Below are 23,523 nucleotides of genomic sequence, written 5' to 3'. Positions count from 1 at the left end.
GACTTTATTATGCAAATAACCATATCAAGAGATCAATTCTTAAAACCTTTAGTGCAAGTATCGGGTGCAATCGAGCGCAAACATACTTTGCCGATTCTATCTAACGTTTTGTTAGAGGTTGAAGATGGTCTGCTTTCAATGACAGGTACAGACCTAGAAATTGAGCTCGTCGCAAACGTGTTTGTTGGCGACGATGTTGATGATACAAAATTGACTTTGCCAGCTAAAAAATTACTCGATATTTGTAAAAGCTTGCCAGACGGTTCAGAGCTGACATTAGCAAGTCAAGATCATCAGTTACTACTGACCAGTGGTAAAAGTCGTTTTTCATTAACAACGCTTGCTGCTGAAGACTTCCCTAATTTAGAGCAGTGGGACGGCGAGGTTGAGTTTCAGCTAACCCGACTTGAGCTGCGAAAATTACTTGAAAGCACCCATTTCTCAATGGCAAACCAAGATGTACGTTATTACTTAAATGGCATGTCGTTTGAAGTAGATAATGCAGACATTAAAACAGTCGCAACAGATGGTCACCGTTTAGCAATCGCACAAAAGCAGTTGCCGCAGTCATTAAATACTCAGCGCCAGTTAATTATTCCGCGTAAAGGCGTGCAAGAAATTATGCGATTGATGGTTGCTGATGATGAGTTAGTAACAATTCAGTTTGGTGCTAACCACATTCGTATTATTGACACTGAATTTACTTTTACCAGTAAATTAGTTGATGGACGCTTTCCTGATTACCGTCGTGTTTTACCTCGTGGCGGAGATAAAGTGATTACTGCAAACCGCGAGTGGTTACGCAGTGCGTTTCAACGAGTATCAATATTGTCGAACGAAAAGTTTAGAGGCGTACGTTTAAACTTATCGAATGGGCTATTAAAAATTACAGCCAATAACCCAGAGCAAGAGCAAGCAGAAGAAATTGTTGAAGTTGGGTATCAAGGTGATGATTTAGAAATAGGCTTTAACGTTTCCTATGTGCTTGATGTATTGAATACACTTAAAACAGAAGATGTATTATTTACGCTTGCCGATTCGAATAGTAGTGCATTGATCGAAGGTGCGGGTGATGAAGAAGCCATGTACGTTGTTATGCCTATGCGCTTATAGTCACTTATGAGTTTAAGTCATTTGAGCCTCAGTCATTTTCGTAATATTGAGGCTCTCACATTAGAGCCAATTGATGGAATAAATGTAATATATGGTGAAAACGGTAGTGGTAAAACGAGCCTTTTAGAGGCGATATATTTCCTTTCTCATGGCAAATCATTTCGCACGCCTAAACACCGAAGTATCATTACTCACCATCAAGAAAAATTTACCATTCATGGTCGTAAGTCTCTTTACAATTTATCGATACCAATTGGTATTAGTAAAACACTCAGTGGTGAAACAGAATTAAAAATACAGGGTAAATCTAGCCGTCGAGTGTCTGAACTTGCTCAGTTAATGCCTGTGCAGGTAATTACTCCTGAAAGCTATTCACTGTTTTTTGGCGGACCTAAAGAACGGAGAAAGTTTTTAGATTTAGGATTGTTCCACGTGGAACAAGACTTTTTTTATCTCTGGCAATCGTTCAATAAAGTATTGAAACAACGTAATGCACTACTGAAAAGTAAGCCTAAGAATTATTTTGACCAAATCAAGTTTTGGGATAAAGAATTTGTTAGACTGGCAGAACAAATAAATAATTTACGAATTGCGTATATAAGTAGGTTTAAGCAGCAGTTTTTTGGTAAAATGTGTGCAGAATTAACGCTTATACGCGATTTAGAAATAAGCTTTTATGCTGGATGGAAAGAGAGTGAATCTCTAGCCGATGCTCTTGAGCAAAGTTTTGAGCGCGATAGTCGCCAAGGCTTTACAAATAAAGGGCCACATAAAGCTGATTTTAGTTTTAGTGTCGCTGGCAACAGTGTTGAGAATACATTCTCACGCGGTCAACTCAAACTATTGCTTTATGCGTTAAAAGTAACGCAAAATAGTTTGATTGAGTCAGAGACAGAAAAGCAATCAATATTGCTAATAGATGATTTACCTTCGGAGTTAGGGGAAGATACGAAAGAGAAGGTCGGCCAATTACTGTCGCACTGTCGCTCTCAAATATTTATCTCTGCTATTGAATCCGAAAGTATTTCTGCTGTGGTGGAACCCATGCAACGAGAACTACAAATGTTCCACGTGAAACATGGCAACCTAATAACAAGATAAGTGGGATTAACCATGTCTGAGAATTACGATTCGTCGAGTATTAAAGTACTAAAAGGATTAGACGCAGTAAGAAAGCGTCCTGGAATGTATATAGGGGACACCGATGATGGCACAGGCTTACACCACATGGTGTTTGAGGTCGTTGATAACTCTATCGATGAAGCCTTAGCAGGTCATTGTGATGACATCTATGTGACAATTCATTTAGATGGTTCAGTCTCTGTTCGAGATAACGGCCGTGGTATTCCAACGTCTATTCATGAAGAAGAAGGTGTATCAGCTGCTGAAGTAATTATGACAGTACTGCATGCTGGTGGTAAGTTTGATGATAACTCATATAAAGTATCAGGTGGCTTGCACGGTGTTGGTGTTTCAGTAGTTAATGCGCTTTCAGAAAAATTAAAGTTAACAGTTCGCCGCGAAGGCAAATTGCATGAGCAGTTTTATACAATGGGTGTTCCTGACGCGCCATTAGCTGTAATTGGCGATTCAGAAACAACAGGTACTGAACTGCGTTTTTGGCCAAGTGCTGAAACATTTACTAACTTAGATTTTCATTACGATATTCTAGCTAAGCGTTTACGCGAATTATCATTCCTGAATTCAGGTGTGAGTATTATTTTAAATGATGAACGCGAAGAGAATAAAAGTGACCACTTCAAATATGAAGGGGGTATTCAAGCGTTTGTAGAATACTTAAATCGTAACAAAACACCTATCCATAAAGGTGTATTCCACTTTACCCACGAACGTGAAGAAGATGGAATTAGCGTTGAAGTGTCAATGCAGTGGAATGATGCTTACCAAGAAAACATTTACTGTTTTACAAATAACATTCCACAACGTGATGGTGGTACTCATTTAGCCGGTTTCAGATCTGCGCTAACACGTACACTTAACAACTATATGGAAAAAGAAGGCTTTAACAAAAAAGCTAAAACAACCAGTAATGCCACCGGTGATGATGCCCGTGAAGGCTTGACTGCAGTTGTAAGCGTTAAAGTTCCTGATCCTAAGTTCTCATCACAAACGAAAGATAAGCTAGTTTCGAGCGAAGTTAAATCCGCGGTAGAACAAGCAATGGCTGAAAAATTCACTGAATTCTTACTAGAGAATCCAGTGGATGCGAAGATAGTTGTTGGTAAGATCATTGATGCTTCGCGTGCTCGTGAAGCCGCGCGTAAAGCCCGTGAAATGACTCGTCGCAAAGGCGCTATGGATTTAGCTGGTTTACCAGGTAAGTTAGCAGATTGCCAAGAAAAAGATCCAGCACAGTCTGAACTATATATAGTGGAAGGGGACTCTGCTGGCGGATCAGCCAAGCAGGGTCGTAACCGTAAGAATCAAGCGATTCTTCCGCTTAAAGGTAAAATACTAAACGTAGAAAAAGCGCGTTTTGATAAGATGCTTTCTTCACAAGAAGTAGCAACCCTTATCACTGCACTTGGTTGTGGTATTGGCCGTGATGAGTATAACCCTGAAAAGTTACGCTATCATCGTATTATTATCATGACCGATGCTGACGTCGATGGTTCGCACATTCGTACGCTACTATTGACCTTCTTCTATCGTCAAATGCCAGAAATCGTAGAACGCGGTTATATTTATATTGCACAACCACCACTTTATAAAGTGAAAAAAGGTAAACAAGAGCGTTATATTAAAGATGATCCAGCGCTTGTCGAATACCTAACTTCATTAGCATTAAATGGTGCTGCACTGTATACCAGCGCAGATGCATCGGCACTTGAAGGTGAGGCTTTAGAATCGATTGTTCATGATTACCAAAATACTGTAAAAGTTATTGAGCGCTTAAAGCGTAAATACCCGAACACAGTGATGGAACGTTTAATTTATCAAACAGAACTAAACGAAGCTGATTTGTCTGACGAAGCCAAAGTCATTGCATGGACTAATACCCTTGTCGCCGATTTAGTTGAGCGTGATGAAGATGCGACAATCTTTGCTGCTGCAACTGAGCACGATACTGAGCGTAACTTGTATTACCCAGTGATCAATATTCGCCAACATGGTGTTGATAAAGCACATGTACTAAGCCATGACTTTATCTCTTCACGTGATTATAAGCGCATCGCAGTGACGGGCACTAACATTGCCAATATCCTAAGTGAAGGTGCTTATATTCAACGTGGTGAGAAGACCCTAGCCGTAGATAACTTTGTAGATGCATTAGAGTGGTTAATCACTGAGTCTAAGCGTGGTTTATACATCCAACGCTATAAAGGACTGGGTGAAATGAATCCAAGTCAACTATGGGAAACTACTATGGATCCTTCAGCTCGTCGTATGCTGCAAGTAACCATTGAAGATGCCGTTGGTGCAGACCAATTATTCGCTACGTTAATGGGTGACCAAGTTGAACCGCGCCGTGAGTTTATCGAAACGAACGCATTACGCGTAGTTAACCTCGATGTTTAATTCTCTTTGAGAATCAAAAAAGGAGCCCAAGGGCTCCTTTTTTATTGACCGCAATTGCACAAACTGCTTAAAACCTGACTTCGCACAAGGTATACTGAGTGTAATTTTCACGCTACATCACAGCAGATACTAAAAGCCAAATATGCAAAAATATGACGTTAAAACCTTTCAAGGTTTGATCCTGGCTTTACAGGATTACTGGGCACAGCAAGGCTGTGTCATTATTCAGCCACTCGATATGGAAGTAGGCGCAGGGACATTTCACCCGCAAACATTCTTAAAATCTATTGGTCCAGAGCCAATGTCGAGCGCGTATGTACAACCATGTCGCCGTCCTACCGATGGCCGTTATGGTGAAAATCCAAATCGCTTACAGCATTACTATCAATTCCAAGTGGTATTAAAACCATCACCAGAGAATATTCAAGAGCTTTATTTAGGCTCTTTAGCCGCTGTAGGCATTGATACACTTACTGACGAAGTTCGCTTTGTAGAAGACAACTGGGAGTCACCTACATTAGGTGCATGGGGTCTTGGTTGGGAGATTTGGTTAAACGGCATGGAAGTAACACAGTTTACTTACTTTCAACAAGTGGGTGGCTTAGAGTGCTCTCCTGTAACGGGTGAAATCACCTACGGACTTGAGCGCCTAGCAATGTACATTCAAGGCGTTGACAGTATTTACGATCTTGTTTGGGCTGATGGTCCAATGGGTCGTGTTACCTATGGCGATGTTTTTCACCAAAACGAAGTTGAGCAATCAAAGTATAATTTTGAACATGCTAACGTTGAAGATCAGTTTGCACAGTTTGATAAATGTGAAGCGCAAAGCCAAAAGCTAATTGAAGCTGGCTTACCATTACCAGCGTATGAGCAGGTAATGAAAGCATCGCATGCATTTAACTTGCTTGATGCACGTCATGCAATTTCAGTGACAGAGCGCCAACGTTATATTTTACGCGTTCGAGCGTTATCTAAAGCATGTGCACAAAGTTATTATGATGCACGCGAAGCGCTTGGTTTCCCGCTGTGTAAGGATAAGTAGCATGTCAGCACAAAATTTATTAGTCGAAATTGGCACTGAAGAGTTGCCACCAAAATCACTGCGTAAACTTGCAGAAGCATTTTCTGTAAACTTAACCGCTGAACTTGCGAGCTTAGAGCTTACTCACCAAGGTGTTAGTTGGTATGCATCGCCTCGTCGTTTAGGTTTACAAGTAACAGCATTAGAAGCTAAGCAACAAGACAAAGAAGTTGAAAAACGCGGCCCTGCAACTAAAGCTGCATTTGATGCAGAAGGTAACCCAACTAAAGCGGCAATGGGTTGGGCTCGTGGTTGTGGTATCGAAGTAAGTGAAGCACAAACACTTGAAACCGATAAAGGCGCATGGTTACTACATATTGCCAAAGTTGCAGGTAAAGACACTACTGCGTTAATGAATGATGTAGTAAATAAAGCATTGGCTAAATTACCTATACCGAAACCAATGCGCTGGGGCTCGAATAAAACTCAATTTATTCGTCCGGTTCATACTGCAACTATTTTGTTTGGTGATCAATTAATCGAAGGCGAAGTGCTTGGTAAAGTAATTAGCAACCAACTACAAGGCCATCGTTTTCATCACCCAGAAAAAATTAGCATTAACCATGCTGATGATGTTTTTGAGGTGCTTAAGTCTGCACATGTTGTTGCTGATTACGAGGAGCGCAAAGCGCAAATACGTAGCCAAATTGAAGCGGCAGCAAAAGCAGTTAATGCCGTTGTTGCAATGGATGAAGATTTACTTGAAGAAGTAACTTCACTTGTTGAATGGCCAGTTACCTTGACCGCAACATTTGAAGAAGCATTTTTAGATGTACCAGCCGAAGCGCTGATCTACACCATGAAAGACGATCAAAAATATTTCCCGTTACTAGATCAAGATGGTAAATTACTTAACAAGTTTTTGTTTGTGTCAAACATTGAAAGTAAAAACCCAGCCGTTGTAATTTCTGGTAATGAAAAAGTAGTGCGCCCACGTTTGGCTGATGCGCAGTTCTTTTTTGAAACAGATAAAAAGAAAACACTTGAAAGCCGCCTAGAATCACTTGATAGCGTATTGTTCCAAAAGCAATTGGGCACGCTTAAAGACAAGTCTGAGCGTATTGCACAACTTGCCGGTTATATCGCTGAACAACTTGGTGCAGATAAAGCCCTTGCAGAGCGCGCTGGTTTGTTAAGTAAAACTGACCTAATGACTGAAATGGTCATGGAGTTTACTGACGTTCAAGGTGTTATGGGGATGCACTATGCACGTCATGACGGTGAAGCTGAAGATGTAGCCATGGCACAAAACGAGCAGTACATGCCACGCTTTGCCGGCGATAGCTTACCAACAAACTTGATCAGTTGCGCTGTTGCGATTGCAGATAAGTTTGACACGCTGGTGGGTATATTTGGTATTGGCCAAGCGCCAAAAGGCGATAAAGACCCATTTGCTCTTCGTCGTGCTGCTATTGGTGCACTACGTATTATGGTTGAGAAAGAGTTGTCATTAGACATTCTTGATCTGGTTGCTAAGTCGCAAAGTTTGTTTGGCGAAAAGCTAACAAACGCAAATGTATCAAACGATGTATTTGAATTTATGCTAGGGCGCTTCCGCGCTTGGTATCAAGACGAAGGCATTGAAGTTGATGTTATTCAAGCTGTGTTAGTACGCCGTCCAACTAAACCAGTTGATTTTGACCGTCGTGTTAAAGCCGTAAGCCACTTCCGTACGTTAGACGCGGCAGAAGCGCTTGCAGCAGCAAATAAACGTGTAAGTAATATTCTTGCTAAGAATAACATTACAGCACAAGGCACTGTTGATGAGAGTTTATTAAGCGACGACGCTGAAAAAGCGCTTGCAGCACAAGTCGCAAAATTTGCCACTGACCTTGCTCCGCTTTATGCTGCGGGCGATTATCAAGAAGCATTAGCACAACTTGCGGGTATCCGTGAAAGTGTTGATAACTTCTTTGATAACGTAATGGTAATGGCAGACGATGAAGCCGTTAAGCAAAATCGTTTAGCATTACTAAGTCAACTTAGCGGTCTATTTTTAGATATTGCTGATATTTCTGTACTGCAGAAGTAAATTAAGCGTAGATTAAAAAGCCAGCAGCTATGCTGGCTTTTTTGTATAAGAGGTTAACTAATGAAACGAATTATTACGCTTGCGCTCGCAAGCTTATTAACCGCATGTTCAAGCCAAATACAAATGCCTGATATTAGCGATGTACTACCAAGTAAAGAGCTTGACCGTACTATGTACTTACGGGGTGACTTCAATTTATGGGACGCAGAAACGCAATATGCATTTACTCAAGTCGCGCCTGCGCTTTATCAAGCGAACGTGAAATTCTCAACGCCAGGTAAAGTGTACGAATTTAAAATTGCCGATATGGATTGGAGCGCAGGTTATAATTGCGGATTCAGTGAACAAGACCCAACGGGTCAAGCACTAACGCTAGGGCAAAGCGTTTTAGCCGATTGCGATACTACCTATAACTACTTAAGCTTCACACCAGCAATTAAAGGCAGTTATATCGTCAGTATTGATTATAGTGACTATGATCAACCGAAAGTGACGATAACTAAAAAATAGCTGTCAGCTTTAAGCCGTCAGCTTTCAGTTGCCCGAGTGAATTTTTAGATTTGTGACAAGGACGTTAGAATGAGTATTAAGCAGTGGAATGAAGAAGTAAATATTAATGGTGTTACTTATCCTGCTGATCAGTTAAATAGAAAGCAAGATGCTGAACTTCTGACTAAGATTCTTGTTCGTCGCTCAAACTCGAATAGAGAAAAGCCTAATAAATCTTCTTATGTAATTAACGTTAATGCTGAATGGGGCGCAGGTAAAACTTATTTCGTAAAACGTTGGGCTGAAGACTTAAAGCACGAGCACCCTGTAGTGTATATAGATGCTTGGTCAAATGACTTTATGGATTCACCCATTATTACCGTTCTTGCTGAAATACAAGAGCAACTTTTAGAAACAATTAACAAAAGTCATTTAACTCAAGCCAAAAGAAAAAGCTTTAAGAATATTGGCATATCAATACTACCTAAAATTCTAGCTGCGTTAGTTAAACGCTATGGTGGATTTGATATTGATGATTTATTTGTTGAAGAAAGCTCTGACACAGATGCTACACCATCAACACAAAACAATAAGTCATTAGATTTATCAGCAGCAATGGAAGCTATGACGACCCAAGCATTCAAAGAGCATAGTGATTATAAAAAAGGTGTAAAAGAACTAAAAACAACAATTAAAGAGTTAGTTAAATACGCCATTGAAAAACCTAAAAATGGACTGCGAGCAACAGCTCCTGATTACCCTGCATTCATATTCATTGATGAGTTAGACCGCTGCCGCCCAACATATGCAGTAGAAATGCTAGAAGCAATAAAACATATTTTCGATACTAAATATCACCTTGAAGTGAATGTTTCACCTTCCCTGTTAGAGGCTAATTGTGATCTATCAATCTGAAATTACGACAAATTAAAAGAGCGTAGTATTTTGCTTTTCCCATTCCTCTCTACAAATGATGAAGATCTTAAACAGAAAGTATCATTACTAATTGTAAAAATTGCTCATTGGAAAAAGTTGCCACCAAGATCTGCAATGCAGTTAGCTGATAGGTTATTAACATCCATTGAGTTAATAGAGAACGAAAAAACAGTGGATATTGTTGTTCTATCTGTATTGATATGCCTTTATATGTTTAATAAATCAGAGTTTGATTATTTTCATTCTACTCTTGTTGCTGAGTATTTTTATTTTGATTCCAAGGCAACAACTTTAATATTATCAGATGAAAAACTTAACCTACAAAAAACATTAGAAGAGATGACCTTAACCGGTGACGGTAATAGCGATATAAAACAAGTATTAAAAATACCTGATCACGAGAAACAGAAGCTACTGCGTTATAGCAGAGGTTTCCCTAATATAGATATCTTAGCTTACATAGAGTGCTTTAATGAAGTTTTAAGGCGCGAGGGCAATATACGAAATCCGGGGTTTGTGCATACATTTGATTACGATAGTCGTGGTGATATTAGCGACTCTCAATTATTACAAGCATATATGACTTTATTTGGAATAAACCTAGCAACCTTCGATTATTACTTGAGTTTAATAAGCTTAACTAATAAGTTTTCTGATAGCTGATAGCTGATAGCTGATAGCTGATAGCTGATAGCTGATAGCTGATAGCTGATAGCTGATAGCTGATAGCTTTTACAGCCCTTTCTTCACTAAATACCTATACGGTACGGCATCTACTTCTTTAGCTATTAGGGTGTGATCCATAAACATGCAGAAGCTGGGGATGTCGCGGGTAGTGGAGGGGTCGTCTGCGGTGATTAATAAGGTTTCGCCATTTTCCATTTTGCGTACCGCGCTTCTGATCATCATGACAGGCTCTGGGCAGCGTAGGCCGATGGCGTCTAATTGGTGATCGGGGTTATCAAAACTCATGGTTGATTTACCTTAGCGTATGCGGTCGCATTTAATGGTTAATTTAAGGCTGCTAGTTTAACGACCTGAGCGCGATAAATAAAGCCACTTCAATGATACATATCAAGGCCAATCTGGGAAACGAATCATAAAAAAGCCGTACTGAATTAATCAGTACGGCTTTTAATCACCAAGAGATGGTTTACGTGTTCAAACTAATTAGTCTTGAACACGTTCAAATATAGTCGCGATGCCTTGGCCTAAACCAATACACATGGTCGCTAAACCGTATCTTGCGTTTTTATCTTCCATTAAGTGAATAAGCGATGTGCTAATACGCGAGCCTGAACAACCCAGAGGGTGACCAAGAGCGATAGCACCGCCGTTTAGGTTCACTTTTTCATCAACTACATCAGCAAGACCTAAGTCTTTTAATACCGGTAGTGATTGCGCGGCAAATGCTTCGTTAAGTTCAGCTACGTCGATGTCATCAATAGTGATACCAGCTTGTGCAAGTGCTTTTTTACTCGCTGGTACTGGGCCGTAACCCATAATTGATGGATCGCAACCCGCAACCGCCATCGCTTTTACGCGTGCACGAATTGGCAGGCCAAGAGCTTTCGCTTTTTCTTCGCTCATTACTAACATCGCAGATGCACCATCAGAAAGAGCTGAAGACGTACCGGCAGTTACTGAGCCCGATGCAGGATTAAACACAGGGCGAAGCTGTGATAAGCCTTCTACTGTTGTTTCTGGGCGAATTACTTCGTCATCTTCAACTAAAATCAGTGAGCCATTATCATCATGACCTTCCATTGCGAGGATTTCGCGACGGAAACGACCTTCAACTGTTGCTGCATGAGCACGCTGATGCGAACGATATGCAAATTGGTCTTGCTGCTCACGGCTAATGCCGTGAATTGTTGCTAGGTATTCTGCTGTTAAACCCATTGAACCAGATGCTTGCGCGATTGAAGTTGCAAGACCTGGATGGAAATCATTACCGTGAGTCATTGGTACGTGACCCATGTGCTCAACACCACCAATTAGGTAGGTGTCACCCGCGCCAGTCATAATTGCGCGAGCAGCGTCATGTAATGCCTGCATTGATGAACCACATAAACGATTCACCGTTGTTGCAGGAACAGAATGCGGAATGCCTGCAAGCAATGATGCATTACGTGCAACGTTAAAACCTTGCTCTAAAGTTTGTTGTACGCAACCCCAATAGATATCGTCAATCGATGCTGGATCAACGGCTGGGTTGCGATCAAGTAAACCCTTCATTAGGTGAGCACTTAAATCTTCGGCACGCTTGTGTTTAAATACACCGTTTTTAGAACGGCCCATTGGCGTGCGAATACAATCTACAATTACTGGAGTATTCATGGTCTTATCCTTCCACCTTATAGAAAATACGGCCTTCTTCAGCCCATTTGCGAGTTTGCTCAGATACTTGGTAAATCGCACCTAGGTGAGCGTATTTGTCTGCGGTTGCAACAAAGTTAGCTAGCCCAGTTTGATCTAAGTAACGGAACGCACCGCCTCTAAATGGAGGGAAACCGATGCCGTAAATAAGTGCCATGTCAGCTTCTTGTGGAGAAGCAACAATGTTTTCTTGTAAACAAAGTAGCACTTCGTTGATCATTGGCACCATACAGCGATCGATAATTTCTTGTTTATCAAACTCTTTTGGTGCATCAGTGATTGAACTCAGTAGCTCAACTGATTGTGGATCTTGGGCTTTTTTCAAGCGGCCACGACGATCTGGCGCATATTGGTAGAAACCCGCTTTGTTCTTTTGACCAAAACGTTTTTCGTTAGCGAATACTGAAACTGGATCTTTTTCTGCTCGTGACATGCGCTCAGGGAAACCATCAGCCATAACACCTGTACAATGATATGCAGTATCAATACCTACAACATCAAGTAAGTATGCCGGGCCCATTGGCCAACCAAACACGTTTTCCATTACTTTATCTACTTTGGCAAAGTTAGCGCCTTCGACAACTAATTTACTAAAGCCTGCAAAGTATGGGAATAAAACGCGGTTTACAAAGAAACCTGGGCAGTCATTTACAACAATTGGAGATTTACCTAGTTTTAAGGCGTAATCAACGACGGCATTAATGGTTTTTTCCGAGGTTTTCTCGCCGCGGATAATCTCAACTAATGGCATTTTAGGCACAGGGTTAAAGAAGTGCATACCACAGAAGTTTTCAGGCTTTTCAAGGGCAGTCGCTAACTCATCAATACGAATTGTTGATGTGTTTGAGGTTAGAATCGTACCTGCTGGCATATCTTTTTCAAGACCTGCAAGCACCGCTTGTTTAACTTTAGGGTTTTCAACAACGGCTTCAACTACGATATTAGCGCTTTGTAAATCGCTATCGTTAAGAGTTGGTTTGATTTTACCTAACGTCGCAACCATTTTGTCCATCGTCATATGACCACGTTGAACTTTTTGGCCTAAAAACTTAGATGCTTCGGTCATACCTAAATCAAGCGCATCCTGCTGGATGTCTTTCATTATGATTGGCGTGCCTTTATAAGCCGATTGGTAAGCAATACCACCGCCCATAATACCAGCACCAAGTACAGCTGCTTGTTTAATGGCTACATCACTGGCTTTAGCTTGTTTGCGCGCTTTACCTTTGATGTATTGATCAGCTAAGAATATACCTGTTTGCGCCGCAGCTTCTGGTGTACGAGCTAATTTAGCAAAGTTGGCATTTTCAATTGCCATTGCTTCGGCGCGTTCACAGTTAGCAGCTGCTTTAATAGTACGAACCGCCATGATAGGAGCAGGATAGTGGCCTTTGGTTTTACCCATTACCATACCTTCTGCCATTGCAAAGCTCATGCCTTGCTCAACGCGGTTTAATTTAAGCGGTTGGAGTTTTACATTACGCTTTGCTTGCCAATCTAGCTTGCCAGCAATTGCTAATTCAAGTGTTGATATACTTGACTCTAAAAGTTTGTCAGCACTAACTACCGCGTCAACAGCGCCTACTTTGAGGGCGTCAGCTGCACGATTTTCAGAACCGGCGGTGATCCAAAGCATGGCGTTATCGGCGCCAACAATGCGCGGTAAGCGCACTGTGCCACCAAATCCTGGCATTATGCCAAGTTTAACTTCTGGTAAGCCAATTTTTGCGGTTGTACTAGCAACACGATAATCGGTAGCGAGTACCCACTCACAACCACCGCCAAGTGCTAAGCCGTTTATGGCGCTTAGAGTTGGGAATGGTAAATCTTCTACCGCATCAAAAACATCAGTGGCATCTTTAATCCAGGTAACTAATTCAGCTTCTGGCTTAGTGAATGTCGGTAAAAATTCGAAAATATCGGCACCAATAATAAAGTGGTCTTTATCACTGGTAAAAATCATGCCTTTGATGTCGCTGTTGGCGGCTAATTCTTTTAATGCGTAAGCGCAATCTTTCAAGGTTTGCTGAGACAAGGTGTTTACAGAACCTGCAACACAAAATTTGAACTCGGCGATATTATCCTTGATGAAAGCAACTTCAAAGGAATCGCTTTTATATAACATTATTATTCTCCCTAGTTAGTGAACTAAGACTGGTACGATGAGTTTGCATTTCAATCAGTGTGCTTGCTTTAAATTAAAAATGCAACGAAAAATTTACTAAGCGGACTTTCTACTGGTTAAAATATAGCTTGTTTGATGCTAAGGTGTAGGTGAAGTGTTTGTCTTTTATTTACCTTTGAATATTTAAGGTCATCATGAAAAAACAATTGTTAGGTTTTACGGCAGCTGCATTACTCTTTCCTTTTTTTTCTGCCCAAGCCGATTCTGCCCATAAGGCATTTTTAAGCGCTGAAAAAATAGCTAAAAATGGAAGTTATCAAGAGTTTAAGGAAGCAGCAATACAGCTCGATCATCCACTTAAGCCGTACGTTGAAAAAATGTATTGGCAACGAAACCCAAGTATTGAGCGTCAATCTGAGATAGAAAATTATTTATCAATTTACGAACACACACCATTGGAGTGGCCAGTACGTAAAGCATGGTTACAGCATTTACAAAAGCATAATCGTAAAGCTGCATATATACAAAATTACCGTACCACTAGAAATAATGAGCTGACTTGTACTTATCTAAAATACCAGCTGGATTTGGGTGCCCCAAAAAAAGCAATTTTTAATCAGGTCACCGATTTATGGGTGGTAGGTAAGTCACAGCCCAAAGAGTGTGATTCATTATTTAGCTTATGGCGCAAGCAAGGTTATATGAGTGAAAAGTTAGTGTGGCAACGTATAACTTTGTCTGCTCAAGGAGGTACGCGTAGCTTATTACCTTATTTAAAGACGTTGTTGCCTCGTAAAGAACAATATTTGGCCGATCTGTACAGTAAAGTACGCAGTGATCCAAGTTCTGCGGCGGGTTTATATCGTTATAAGCACAAGTCAGTTAAAGAAGGTGAAATAGCCCATTATGGTATTAAGCGACTAATTTGGCGTGATAAGGCTTTAGCACTTAAAGCGTGGGAAAAACTAGACGCGATGTTTGATTACACCGATGAGCAAAAAGCTGATGTTTATTATACATTTGCGTTAGCGCTTGCTTCAAGTGGCCATGAAGAAGCACGTTTTTGGTTAAGTAAAGTACCTAAAGAGCGCCAAGACCGTAAATTGATGCAATGGCAATTGGGTAATATGCTCAAAACTCAAGATTGGTCGGGCATTGTGGCGTTTTTTACTGGTAAAGAAAATCTCAGCCTCGGTCAGCAATATTGGTTGGCCTATAGTTTAGAACAACGTGGTGATAAGGAAAGAGCAAATACAATTTGGCAGGGAGTTGCGCAAGAGCGAGATTATTATGGCTTTTTAGCAGCTGCGCGCTTGGGATTACCCGTGCAGTTGAATAATCAACCTTTACTAGTGAGTGACAAGTTGATGCTTAATGTTGCTAATGCACCAGGTTTTAAACGGGCAAAAGCGTTGTATGAGTTAAAACGCTTTACTTCAGCACGACGAGAGTGGAATTATTTAACGAATACATCAAGTGAAGAAGAGAAATTGGCAGCGTCAAAATTGGCTGCCGAACTTGATTGGTACGACAGTACTATTTACACCTTAGCGCAAATTAAAGCGTGGGATTATGTGGAGCTGCGTTTTCCATTTGCCTTTCAAGATTTATTTGAGCGCTACAGTAAACGTAACCACATTGATGTGACCTGGAGTATTGCGATTTCTCGTCGAGAAAGTTCCTTTGCGCCCGACGCACGTTCGCATGCCAATGCACGAGGGTTAATGCAATTATTGCCTAGTACCGCTAAATATGTAAATAAGAGTAGAGTGTCAGGAAGTCGTTTAAATCAACCCAAAACCAATATTCGCTTAGGTACTGAGTATTTAGAGTATCTAAAAAAGAAAAATAAAGGTAACGAGGTGCTTGCAACAGCGTCATATAATGCAGGGTATCATCGCATAAAGCGTTGGTTGCCAAAAGAGGCGATGCCTGCGGAGTTATGGGTAGAGCTTATTCCGTATCGAGAAACACGCGACTATGTTAAGAATGTATTCGCTTATAGACAGGTTTACCACACGCGTTTGGGGCGTGAGGGGAATATATTAGCGCCTATTTTAGAAATGAAAATGGGTGGGTAAAGATCCCCTCAGATGCTTTAGCGCATCTGCTGGTGGTTTGGGGATATATGAGTCTATGATAGACTCAGTGCAAGTTAAATTTAACAGATGGGTTTACTATGGATAAATTAGCCGTTTTATACGCCGAACATATTGCAACACTGCAGCAGCGTACTCAAACTATTGTTGAGCGTGAAGGATTAGAAGGTTTAGTGATCCACTCAGGACAAGCTAAGCGCCAATTTTTAGATGACATGTATTATCCGTTTAAAGTTAACCCGCATTTTAAAGCTTGGTTACCTGTAATCGATAACCCACATTGTTGGATAGTTATAAATGGGACTGATAAGCCAAAGTTAATATTTTATCGCCCTGTTGATTTCTGGCATAAAGTACCTGATGAGCCGCGTGATTTTTGGGCTGACTACTTTGATATTGAGCTGTTACTTAAGCCTGATCAAGTTGAAAAGCTATTACCGTACGATAAAGCAAATTATGCTTATATTGGTGAGTACTTAGAAGTTGCACAAGCGCTCGGTTTTAATATTATGAACCCTGAGCCAGTACTTAATTACTTTAACTATCATCGTGCGTATAAAACTCAATATGAGCTTGAATGTTTACGCCAAGCAAACCGTATTGCAGTTGATGGTCATAAAGCAGCGCGCGACACCTTCTTTAATGGTGGCTCAGAGTTTGATATTCAACAAGCTTACTTAATCGCTACACGTCAAAGTGAAAATGAAATGCCGTACGGCAATATTGTGGCACTTAACGAAAACTGCGCTATTTTGCATTACACGCATTTTGATCCTAAAGCGCCACACGCACATCATTCATTCTTAATTGATGCTGGTGCTAATTTTAACGGTTATGCCGCTGATATTACCCGTACCTACGATTTTAAAAAATCAGGTGAATTTGCTGATTTAATCAATGTAATGACTGATCATCAAGTTGCATTAGGGAAAGCGTTAAAGCCGGGTATGCTATATGGCGAGCTTCACTTAGATTGCCACCAGCGTGTAGCGCAAGTACTGAGTGACTTTAATATTGTTAAACTACCCGCAGCTGAAATTGTTGAGCGCGGCATTACATCTACTTTCTTCCCGCATGGACTTGGCCATCATCTTGGTTTGCAAGTACATGACATGGGCGGCTTTATGGCTGATGAAAGTGGTGCGCATCAAGCGCCGCCAGAAGGGCATCCTTTCTTACGTTGTACTCGTTTGATTGAGAAAAACCAAGTGTTCACCATTGAGCCTGGTTTATATTTCATAGATTCACTATTAGGTGATTTAGCGCAAACCGACAACAAACAGTTTATTAACTGGGAAAAAGTTGAAGCGTTTAAACCATTTGGTGGTATTCGTATCGAAGATAACATTATCGTACACGAAGACAGCTTAGAAAATATGACGCGTGATCTAAACTTAGCTTAATTCTCTAAGTTTGAATGATTGGGGCCATATGGCCCCATTTTTTTGGTTGAATATTGGTTAACTAAAGTATGTCAGAATATAAATACCCCGCAGCGGATGTGTTTCATCAAGAAGAAATTAAAAAAAGCACCTTTATTGTGCACATTGCACATACGCCCGATTTAGCCTGTGCAAAAGCATTCATTAAAAGTATTGAAGAAAAGTACAGTGATGCGCGTCATAACTGTTGGGCACATGTAGCAGGTAACCCGGGCGGTAGTCATGTGTATGGATTTTCTGATGATGGCGAGCCTAACGGCACGGCGGGTAAGCCAATGCTAAATGTGCTGGTAGGATCTGGTTTAGGGGAGATCACAGCTGTGGTTACGCGCTACTTTGGTGGTATAAAGTTAGGAACCGGTGGTTTAGTGCGAGCCTATGGTGGATCACTCAATAATGCGTTGGCGCATTTAACAACAACCTTAAAAGTCCCCAGTGTGGAGCTGATTGGTTATAGTGATTACAGTGCGCAAGGAGCGATAGAGCAGTTGCTGAAAACACAGTACCAAGTACTTAATATCGAAAAACAATTTACTGCTAATATTGAATGGGTTATTACTATTGATAGCCGCCAAGCTAAGCAAGCCATAAAAGATATTTATGATTTGAGCCATGGTGCGGTTGAGTTAAGTATTAAAGAGTAAGACAATAACCATTACTCACTAACCATTACCCTATAAAAAGCGATCGCTCAATGCAATTTCGTACCATCATTAAAATTCTCGGCCAACTCGTTGTACTGTTTAGTATCACCATGGTGCCGCCGGCAATTGTATCGCTTATTTATAAAGATGGTGGCGGTGTGCCATTTGTTCTCGCTTTTATATTTAGTGTTGTTATTGGCTTACTTGCGTACTACCCAAATAGACATGAGCAAGGGGATTTAAAAGCCCGCGAAGGCTTTTTAATCGTGGTGCTATTTTGGTTGGTACTAGGTGCGTTTGCATCCTTGCCGCTAATCTTTTTACAAGAGCCAAATTTATCTTTAGCAGATGCTGTGTTTGAAGCATTCTCAGGTCTAACGACAACTGGGGCAACTGTGCTTACTGGTATTGAGTACCTTCCTAAATCAGTTTTGTTTTATCGCCAACAGCTGCAGTGGTTGGGCGGTATGGGGATAATCGTACTTGCAGTGGCTGTTTTACCTATGCTTGGCGTTGGTGGTATGCAGCTGTATCGCGCTGAAACACCTGGGCCTGTTAAAGATTCAAAAATGACGCCGCGAATAGCCGATACAGCCAAGCATCTTTGGTATATTTATGTCGCGTTAACAGTTGCCTGTACGCTTGCTTATTGGGCCGCTGGCATGGAATGGTTTGATGCGATTTGTCATGCTTTCTCTACAATTGCGATAGGTGGATTTTCTACTTATGACGCGTCTATGGGGCACTTTGATAGTCCATTAATTAACTTTATCTGCGTGGTGTTTTTAATTATCGCAGCTGTTAACTTTACGTTGCACTACGCTGCGGTATCGAGTCGTAATCTCAACGTATATTTACGTGACCCTGAGTTTAAAGTGTTTTTATTTATACAGTTAGCGCTAGTGGTTGTGTGCTTTACGGTACTGTCTTCAAATAATGTTTATGCTAACGGTGATGAAACACTCGATCAGGCACTTTTTCAAGCAGTGTCGATTAGTACTACCGCGGGGTTTGCCACGGACAATTTCTCTGCGTGGCCATTATTTTTGCCAATATTGTTGGTTTTTTCGAGTTTTATTGGTGGCTGTGCAGGCTCGACCGGTGGCGGTATGAAGGTTGTGAGAGTCTTTTTACTCTATCTGCAAGGCGTGCGAGAGTTAAACCGTTTGGTTCATCCTCGGGCTATTTATTCTATCAAGCTGGGTCGTAAAGCCTTGCCTGATAAGGTTGTTGAGGCCGTATGGGGGTTTTTCTCTGCGTATGCGCTAGTGTTCGTAATAATCATGTTAGCCTTAATGGGCACTGGTATGGATAACATTACGGCGTTTTCAGCTACGGCTGCATGTTTAAATAATTTAGGCCCAGGTTTGGGGGATGTTGCTGCCCATTATGGCGCGATCAGTGATGGTGCCAAGTGGTTATTAACGATTGCGATGGTGTTTGGGCGCTTAGAGATATTCACCTTGTTAGTATTATTTACCCCGACCTTTTGGCGCGGTTAATCAGTTATGACTTGAAAAGTATTCAGGCCATTTGTTGCATTAGAACATTGATATGTAGTTGGAAAGGATATGCCAAAAACAAAACAACAATTAAATTTAGAGAATTTAGCGCACATAACGGCTGGCAGTATTGTCGATGTAGAGGTTTTAACACCCACCACAAGTAAGCGTATTAAAACGGAGTTTGTCGGTTTTTTAAATGATAGATTCGTTATATTAAATTATCCCTCGCCCAAGCGTTTAAGTAATGCTGGTGAATACTTAAAAGACGGTGTTGTTGTCATTGTTAGGGCTGTGCTCGAAAGCGGTGGTGGGCAGGTTATTGCTTTTCGTCAACAGATACTGTCGGTATCATCGCACCCAGCACGACTTATTTATTTAAACTTCCCAACCCAAGTTCAGCTATTTAGGTTACGCTCACAAACGCGTATTCCGACATTACTACCTGCAACAATAAAGCTCAGCGATGAGCGAGAATTACATGGGGTGATTAAGGATATCTCAGTGACGGGTGTGATGTTTGATGTAAAAGGCAAAGATGACCTGACTAAATTAAAGAACACACAATGCAATATAGTATTAGATAAAAATAACAAAGGCGTCACAGAGTTTAGTGGACAAATATGCAGTATCAAAACCCATGCTACAGGCTCACAGTTTGGTATTCAGTTAACGGCAAGTGAAGAGGAAATGAAATCCTTCATGAAGGATCACTTTATTGACCTCTCAGTGCTCGAGCGTGTTGACCTTTCGTGATTGATTTTTCAGCAGTATAAATGCCAAACATGCGCTGCCCAAAGGGTTCTTCCTAGGGGCGATTAACTCTTTGTTACCTACACGGATGTAGGTAAGGGGTGTGAGCAGGACGCGGAAGCTTTGCTCGGTTTTTGCTTAGCCCGCTAGGTTACAAACCTCGCGCCGCGATTAAATCGCCCCTAGATCGAACAAATTTCAATTCACAAAGGTCAACACGCCCTAGAGCCGCTTGTTTAAATTTGATGATTTTCGCTATTTTGCAACAAAATGGCGAAAATCATGTAACTCTTCTTAAAATCGGTTTAATTATTTTAATAGTCATTACTTATCAATGGCTTATTTTTAAAATTAAATTTAACTTCAAGCTATCTGTATATACATTAAGCTTTTCCGTGTTTCAAAAGATGCTCATAGAGAATGATTTTTCGTTTTGATGCTGTTTTGTGTCTTTTTCATTTTACGTAAGTCACTGATAAATTAAGTTTTAATTTTACCCTCCTTTATTTTGTTGCTATTTAGCAACAAAAAACACAACAAACACCTCTAAATTCCGCGCTAAACTCTTTAAGGTTTTGATTTTGTTGAGCTTATAAATGTTGGCATCGAAGTTGTAATAGTCTAGTTGTACTGAACGAAAACATGATTACTACTTTGTTCTAAACCATAAACATTGAAGGAATATTTATTATGAATACATTAAATAAAACACTAGCACTTATCGCATTAGCATCATCTTCAGCAGCATTTGCTGCAACCGACTTTGATACGTTAGATGTTGATGGTAGCGGCGCAATCAGCCAAAGCGAAGCGTCAGTTGATGCAGAGCTTATGGCAAAGTTTGCTGAACTAGATACAGACGGTAACGGTGAGTTGTCTAAAGACGAGTTCTCAAAGTCGTAATATAGGCATTCTTTTACTAAAGGGATCTCTGAAAAGGACTTCCATTCTTAATTTATCTACAAGGAATATTTATTATGAACACATTAAATAAAACATTAGCACTTATCGCATTCGCATCGTCTTCAGCAGCATTTGCAGCAACCGACTTTGACACGCTAGATGTTGATGGTAATGGCGTGGTTAGCCAGCAGGAAGCATCAGTTGATGCGACTATTTCTGCAAAGTTTGCAGAACTTGATACTGACCAAAACGGTGAGTTATCAAAAGAAGAGTTTTCACAAGCTTAATACCTGAATACTTAGTTTATCCTGAGTTGCCAAAGACAACCTAAATGGGAAAGGAACCTATGATAAAGGATAGCAAGGACGGCTTTAACCAGTATTGAAACCAATTTTTTGATAGTACATTGAAGGAATATTAATTATGAACACATTAAATAAAGCATTAGCACTTATCGCACTAGCATCGTCTTCAGTAGCATTCGCTGCAACCGACTTTGACACGCTAGATGTTGATGGCAATGGCGCAATAAGCCAAAGCGAAGCATCAGTTGATGCCGAACTTATGGGGAAATTTACAGAGCTTGATATTGACCAAAACGGTGAGTTATCAAAAGAAGAGTTCTCTAAAGCATAATATGATTTTTTAAAATTGATTCTTCCCTGATCATTTTACTCTAAAGCAGCCACCCTCCTGGCTGCTTTTTTGTTTGTTTATCGAACGTTTATACCCAAACCACCTCAAGATGCAGAATTCAGCGTTCCACAGGGGCTTAATATCAAGGCGTTACTTTGCAATAATGGTCGTCCCTTTTAAGAAGTAACAACGTAGAGAGTAAGCGCCTATGAAACGCCCAGAGGGTTAGTTTAAAAGCGACGCTCGCATATTGAGGTGGCTTGGGTATACATGTTTTGAAAATAAGTTTATTATCAAGGTGTTAATTCATACATGGAGGTGAATAATGTTATCGCTAATTTCTTCGTACGCCGCAATTATAGCCAGTATATGGATTGTGGTAGGTGTTTATGTGGCTGGTCGGTTTTACCCAAATTACAGTCATAGAAAACAATTTTGCAGTGAGCTTGGTGCCACTGGTAGCCCTACAGAAAAATTATCTCCCCTTATAAACAATTACCCACTAGGCATACTTTTTTGCCTATTTGGCTGGCATGTTCTTGCATTTGATGATGCATCTATTCTCATTAATCTAGTTGCTTGGCTAGTCATTGTTCATGGTATAGGAACTTGGGTGGCTGGTTATTTCCCTATGGATGCAGATCCTTATATAAAAACGCCAACTGTGAGTTGTAATATCCACTCTTGGGCTGGTTTTATTATGTTACTTTCATTGCTAATTGCGCCGTTGTTGGTGGTTTTTAGTGAGAGTGTGTCGGTTATTTTTCGGTGGTTTTCAGCGGTGTCGGCCGGATTTACAATTTACTTTTTAGTGTTGTTGGCTAAAGCGTTTAAGGCAAGAAAGCACGCAGGGGTTTATCAGCGTGTATCTTATGGTATTCAGCTATTGTGGCTAAGTGCATTTTCGTGGGTGATCTAAATAAGAGGAATTGAAATGTCAGAGTATCTAGTGAAAATTGACTGGACGCGTAAAGCAGATGAATTGTTTATAGATAACAAATACAGTCGATCTCATCAGTGGGAGTTTGATGGTGGTCTAAGCGTGGCGGCATCATCTTCTCCGCATATAGTGCCACTACCGTATTCGGTTGCTGAAAATGTCGATCCAGAGGAGGCATTTATCGCTTCGTTGTCGAGCTGCCATATGTTGTTCTTTTTATCGATTGCTGCAAAACATAAAATTAAAATTGATAGCTATATTGATAATGCTGTCGGCGTGATGGAAAAAGACGATACGGGTAAAGTCGCTATGACACTGGTTACATTAAAGCCGAAGGTTACACCGTCAGAGGGGCAAGCGTTGAGCTTTGAACAACTGGAATCTTTTCATCACCAAGCACATGAATTGTGTTTTATTGCCAACTCAGTAAAAACTAAAATAGTCACTGACATTGTCTATCTTGAAGACACTCGGTTATAAGCAAAATTTAACCGCTTTGCCATTGTGATTTCGCACAATGGCAACAAACCACACTTTTAAGCAAAAACCAGCTCCGTTATTTTCTTTTCTGTTAAAATATATTTTTAAATCAATTAAAATCAAAGGCTTAAGCTTGTTGTTTTACAGGTTTATTTTTTAAACTATGGCTATTCAGTTGCAATACGATTTTAGACACTCTAAAAGTGAGCTAAAAAAGCGTATGAAAGATAAAACTGTGTCATTTATTAAAAACCTAAAGCATTGATTATTATTGATTTAATTTTTATGTAAAGTGACTTGTTGCTAATTGGCCACAAAAAAGAGTGGTTAAACCTTTTTATCCTTCCTATTTAGCTGTCAACATCATGATTTTAAACAACTATTTAGAGTTGGCACCGAAGTTGTAGTAGTTAGCTTGTATTGAAC

Annotated in this window: 20 protein-coding genes and 1 pseudogene; 18 read left to right on the top strand and 3 right to left on the bottom strand. The window is 40.5% G+C overall.

The genetic code is table 11. The features are described 5' to 3' along the window. The first annotated feature begins 9 nt into the window (after positions 1-9). The 8 genes and pseudogenes from dnaN to ADS77_RS22775 all read left to right on the top strand — a co-directional run bounded on the left by dnaN (position 10) and on the right by ADS77_RS22775 (position 9,857). Positions 10-1,113 carry a DNA polymerase III subunit beta gene (dnaN, locus tag ADS77_RS18970; protein ID WP_054206590.1) on the top strand — a complete coding sequence of 368 codons (1,104 nt, stop codon included), beginning with the start codon at positions 10-12 and terminating at the stop codon, positions 1,111-1,113. Between the two features lie 6 nt (positions 1,114-1,119). Beyond that, complete coding sequence (recF, locus tag ADS77_RS18965; RefSeq protein WP_054206589.1) at positions 1,120-2,214, top strand: DNA replication/repair protein RecF; 1,095 nt, start codon at positions 1,120-1,122, stop codon at positions 2,212-2,214. A 12-nt stretch (positions 2,215-2,226) separates the two neighbouring features. After that, on the top strand, positions 2,227-4,653 hold the full coding sequence (gene gyrB / locus ADS77_RS18960) for a DNA topoisomerase (ATP-hydrolyzing) subunit B (RefSeq protein ID WP_054455841.1): 2,427 nt from the start codon (positions 2,227-2,229) through the stop codon (positions 4,651-4,653). A 142-nt stretch (positions 4,654-4,795) separates the two neighbouring features. Continuing rightward, positions 4,796-5,698, top strand: coding sequence for a glycine--tRNA ligase subunit alpha (gene glyQ, locus ADS77_RS18955; protein ID WP_054206587.1), 903 nt, complete (start codon positions 4,796-4,798; stop codon positions 5,696-5,698). Position 5,699: 1 nt separating this feature from the next. Further along, positions 5,700-7,769 (top strand): glycine--tRNA ligase subunit beta, encoded by a 2,070-nt coding sequence (gene glyS, locus ADS77_RS18950; RefSeq protein ID WP_054455840.1) that lies wholly within the window; start codon positions 5,700-5,702, stop codon positions 7,767-7,769. Positions 7,770-7,829: 60 nt separating this feature from the next. Beyond that, positions 7,830-8,279 carry a hypothetical protein gene (locus ADS77_RS18945; protein ID WP_054455838.1) on the top strand — a complete coding sequence of 150 codons (450 nt, stop codon included), beginning with the start codon at positions 7,830-7,832 and terminating at the stop codon, positions 8,277-8,279. 69 nt (positions 8,280-8,348) lie between these two features. Then, positions 8,349-9,104 (top strand): annotated as a pseudogene (locus tag ADS77_RS22780) (P-loop NTPase fold protein); the annotation flags it as partial. Between the two features lie 99 nt (positions 9,105-9,203). Beyond that, positions 9,204-9,857, top strand: coding sequence for a hypothetical protein (locus tag ADS77_RS22775; protein WP_235575810.1), 654 nt, complete (start codon positions 9,204-9,206; stop codon positions 9,855-9,857). A 69-nt stretch (positions 9,858-9,926) separates the two neighbouring features. On the opposite strand, the gene tusA is transcribed toward ADS77_RS22775, so the two are convergent. From tusA to fadB, 3 genes are all read right to left on the bottom strand, one after another. Next, entirely contained in the window at positions 9,927-10,166 is a 240-nt protein-coding gene (gene tusA, locus ADS77_RS18935; protein ID WP_054206582.1) for a sulfurtransferase TusA, read from the bottom strand. 198 nt (positions 10,167-10,364) lie between these two features. Beyond that, positions 10,365-11,534 carry an acetyl-CoA C-acyltransferase FadA gene (fadA, locus tag ADS77_RS18930; protein WP_054206581.1) on the bottom strand — a complete coding sequence of 390 codons (1,170 nt, stop codon included), beginning with the start codon at positions 11,532-11,534 and terminating at the stop codon, positions 10,365-10,367. A 4-nt stretch (positions 11,535-11,538) separates the two neighbouring features. Continuing rightward, a complete protein-coding gene (fadB, locus tag ADS77_RS18925) occupies positions 11,539-13,698 on the bottom strand; it encodes a fatty acid oxidation complex subunit alpha FadB (RefSeq protein WP_054455837.1) in 2,160 nt (719 codons plus the stop codon). Positions 13,699-13,892: 194 nt separating this feature from the next. On the opposite strand from fadB, the gene ADS77_RS18920 reads away from it, so the two are divergent. From ADS77_RS18920 to ADS77_RS18870, 10 genes are all read left to right on the top strand, one after another. Continuing rightward, positions 13,893-15,779 carry a transglycosylase SLT domain-containing protein gene (locus ADS77_RS18920; protein WP_054455835.1) on the top strand — a complete coding sequence of 629 codons (1,887 nt, stop codon included), beginning with the start codon at positions 13,893-13,895 and terminating at the stop codon, positions 15,777-15,779. A gap of 98 nt (positions 15,780-15,877) precedes the next feature. After that, a complete protein-coding gene (gene pepQ, locus ADS77_RS18915; protein WP_054455833.1) occupies positions 15,878-17,200 on the top strand; it encodes a Xaa-Pro dipeptidase in 1,323 nt (440 codons plus the stop codon). Between the two features lie 68 nt (positions 17,201-17,268). Beyond that, positions 17,269-17,883 (top strand): YigZ family protein, encoded by a 615-nt coding sequence (locus tag ADS77_RS18910; RefSeq protein WP_054206577.1) that lies wholly within the window; start codon positions 17,269-17,271, stop codon positions 17,881-17,883. A 50-nt stretch (positions 17,884-17,933) separates the two neighbouring features. Further along, positions 17,934-19,385, top strand: coding sequence for a TrkH family potassium uptake protein (locus tag ADS77_RS18905; RefSeq protein ID WP_054206576.1), 1,452 nt, complete (start codon positions 17,934-17,936; stop codon positions 19,383-19,385). Between the two features lie 69 nt (positions 19,386-19,454). Beyond that, a complete protein-coding gene (locus ADS77_RS18900) occupies positions 19,455-20,141 on the top strand; it encodes a flagellar brake protein (protein WP_054455830.1) in 687 nt (228 codons plus the stop codon). A 687-nt stretch (positions 20,142-20,828) separates the two neighbouring features. After that, positions 20,829-21,041 carry a calmodulin gene (locus tag ADS77_RS18890; protein ID WP_054455827.1) on the top strand — a complete coding sequence of 71 codons (213 nt, stop codon included), beginning with the start codon at positions 20,829-20,831 and terminating at the stop codon, positions 21,039-21,041. 74 nt (positions 21,042-21,115) lie between these two features. After that, positions 21,116-21,328: a calmodulin gene (locus tag ADS77_RS18885; RefSeq protein ID WP_054455822.1), complete on the top strand. Its 213-nt coding sequence runs from the start codon at positions 21,116-21,118 to the stop codon at positions 21,326-21,328. Between the two features lie 136 nt (positions 21,329-21,464). After that, on the top strand, positions 21,465-21,677 hold the full coding sequence (locus tag ADS77_RS18880; RefSeq protein ID WP_054206572.1) for a calmodulin: 213 nt from the start codon (positions 21,465-21,467) through the stop codon (positions 21,675-21,677). Between the two features lie 325 nt (positions 21,678-22,002). Further along, positions 22,003-22,596 carry a DUF998 domain-containing protein gene (locus ADS77_RS18875; protein WP_054206571.1) on the top strand — a complete coding sequence of 198 codons (594 nt, stop codon included), beginning with the start codon at positions 22,003-22,005 and terminating at the stop codon, positions 22,594-22,596. Between the two features lie 15 nt (positions 22,597-22,611). Further along, positions 22,612-23,097 carry an OsmC family protein gene (locus tag ADS77_RS18870; RefSeq protein ID WP_054455819.1) on the top strand — a complete coding sequence of 162 codons (486 nt, stop codon included), beginning with the start codon at positions 22,612-22,614 and terminating at the stop codon, positions 23,095-23,097. Positions 23,098-23,523: the final 426 nt, after the last annotated feature.

This window comes from Pseudoalteromonas porphyrae (assembly GCF_001298125.1).
GTDB lineage: Bacteria > Pseudomonadota > Gammaproteobacteria > Enterobacterales > Alteromonadaceae > Pseudoalteromonas > Pseudoalteromonas neustonica.
The sequence above is the reverse complement of the archived record's forward strand: the minus strand, read 5'-3'. Positions and strand labels throughout refer to the sequence as shown.

Excerpts from the sequence above, each read along its gene's own strand:
- dnaN (WP_054206590.1), top strand. The coding sequence starts at position 10 with ATGCAAATAACCATATCAAGAGATCAATTCTTAAAACCTTTAGTGCAA.
- recF (WP_054206589.1), top strand. The coding sequence starts at position 1,120 with ATGAGTTTAAGTCATTTGAGCCTCAGTCATTTTCGTAATATTGAGGCT.
- gyrB (WP_054455841.1), top strand. The coding sequence starts at position 2,227 with ATGTCTGAGAATTACGATTCGTCGAGTATTAAAGTACTAAAAGGATTA.
- glyQ (WP_054206587.1), top strand. The coding sequence starts at position 4,796 with ATGCAAAAATATGACGTTAAAACCTTTCAAGGTTTGATCCTGGCTTTA.
- glyS (WP_054455840.1), top strand. The coding sequence starts at position 5,700 with ATGTCAGCACAAAATTTATTAGTCGAAATTGGCACTGAAGAGTTGCCA.
- ADS77_RS18945 (WP_054455838.1), top strand. The coding sequence starts at position 7,830 with ATGAAACGAATTATTACGCTTGCGCTCGCAAGCTTATTAACCGCATGT.
- tusA (WP_054206582.1), bottom strand. The coding sequence starts at position 10,166 with ATGAGTTTTGATAACCCCGATCACCAATTAGACGCCATCGGCCTACGC.
- fadA (WP_054206581.1), bottom strand. The coding sequence starts at position 11,534 with ATGAATACTCCAGTAATTGTAGATTGTATTCGCACGCCAATGGGCCGT.
- fadB (WP_054455837.1), bottom strand. The coding sequence starts at position 13,698 with ATGTTATATAAAAGCGATTCCTTTGAAGTTGCTTTCATCAAGGATAAT.
- ADS77_RS18920 (WP_054455835.1), top strand. The coding sequence starts at position 13,893 with ATGAAAAAACAATTGTTAGGTTTTACGGCAGCTGCATTACTCTTTCCT.
- pepQ (WP_054455833.1), top strand. The coding sequence starts at position 15,878 with ATGGATAAATTAGCCGTTTTATACGCCGAACATATTGCAACACTGCAG.
- ADS77_RS18910 (WP_054206577.1), top strand. The coding sequence starts at position 17,269 with ATGTCAGAATATAAATACCCCGCAGCGGATGTGTTTCATCAAGAAGAA.
- ADS77_RS18905 (WP_054206576.1), top strand. The coding sequence starts at position 17,934 with ATGCAATTTCGTACCATCATTAAAATTCTCGGCCAACTCGTTGTACTG.
- ADS77_RS18900 (WP_054455830.1), top strand. The coding sequence starts at position 19,455 with ATGCCAAAAACAAAACAACAATTAAATTTAGAGAATTTAGCGCACATA.
- ADS77_RS18890 (WP_054455827.1), top strand. The coding sequence starts at position 20,829 with ATGAATACATTAAATAAAACACTAGCACTTATCGCATTAGCATCATCT.
- ADS77_RS18885 (WP_054455822.1), top strand. The coding sequence starts at position 21,116 with ATGAACACATTAAATAAAACATTAGCACTTATCGCATTCGCATCGTCT.
- ADS77_RS18880 (WP_054206572.1), top strand. The coding sequence starts at position 21,465 with ATGAACACATTAAATAAAGCATTAGCACTTATCGCACTAGCATCGTCT.
- ADS77_RS18875 (WP_054206571.1), top strand. The coding sequence starts at position 22,003 with ATGTTATCGCTAATTTCTTCGTACGCCGCAATTATAGCCAGTATATGG.
- ADS77_RS18870 (WP_054455819.1), top strand. The coding sequence starts at position 22,612 with ATGTCAGAGTATCTAGTGAAAATTGACTGGACGCGTAAAGCAGATGAA.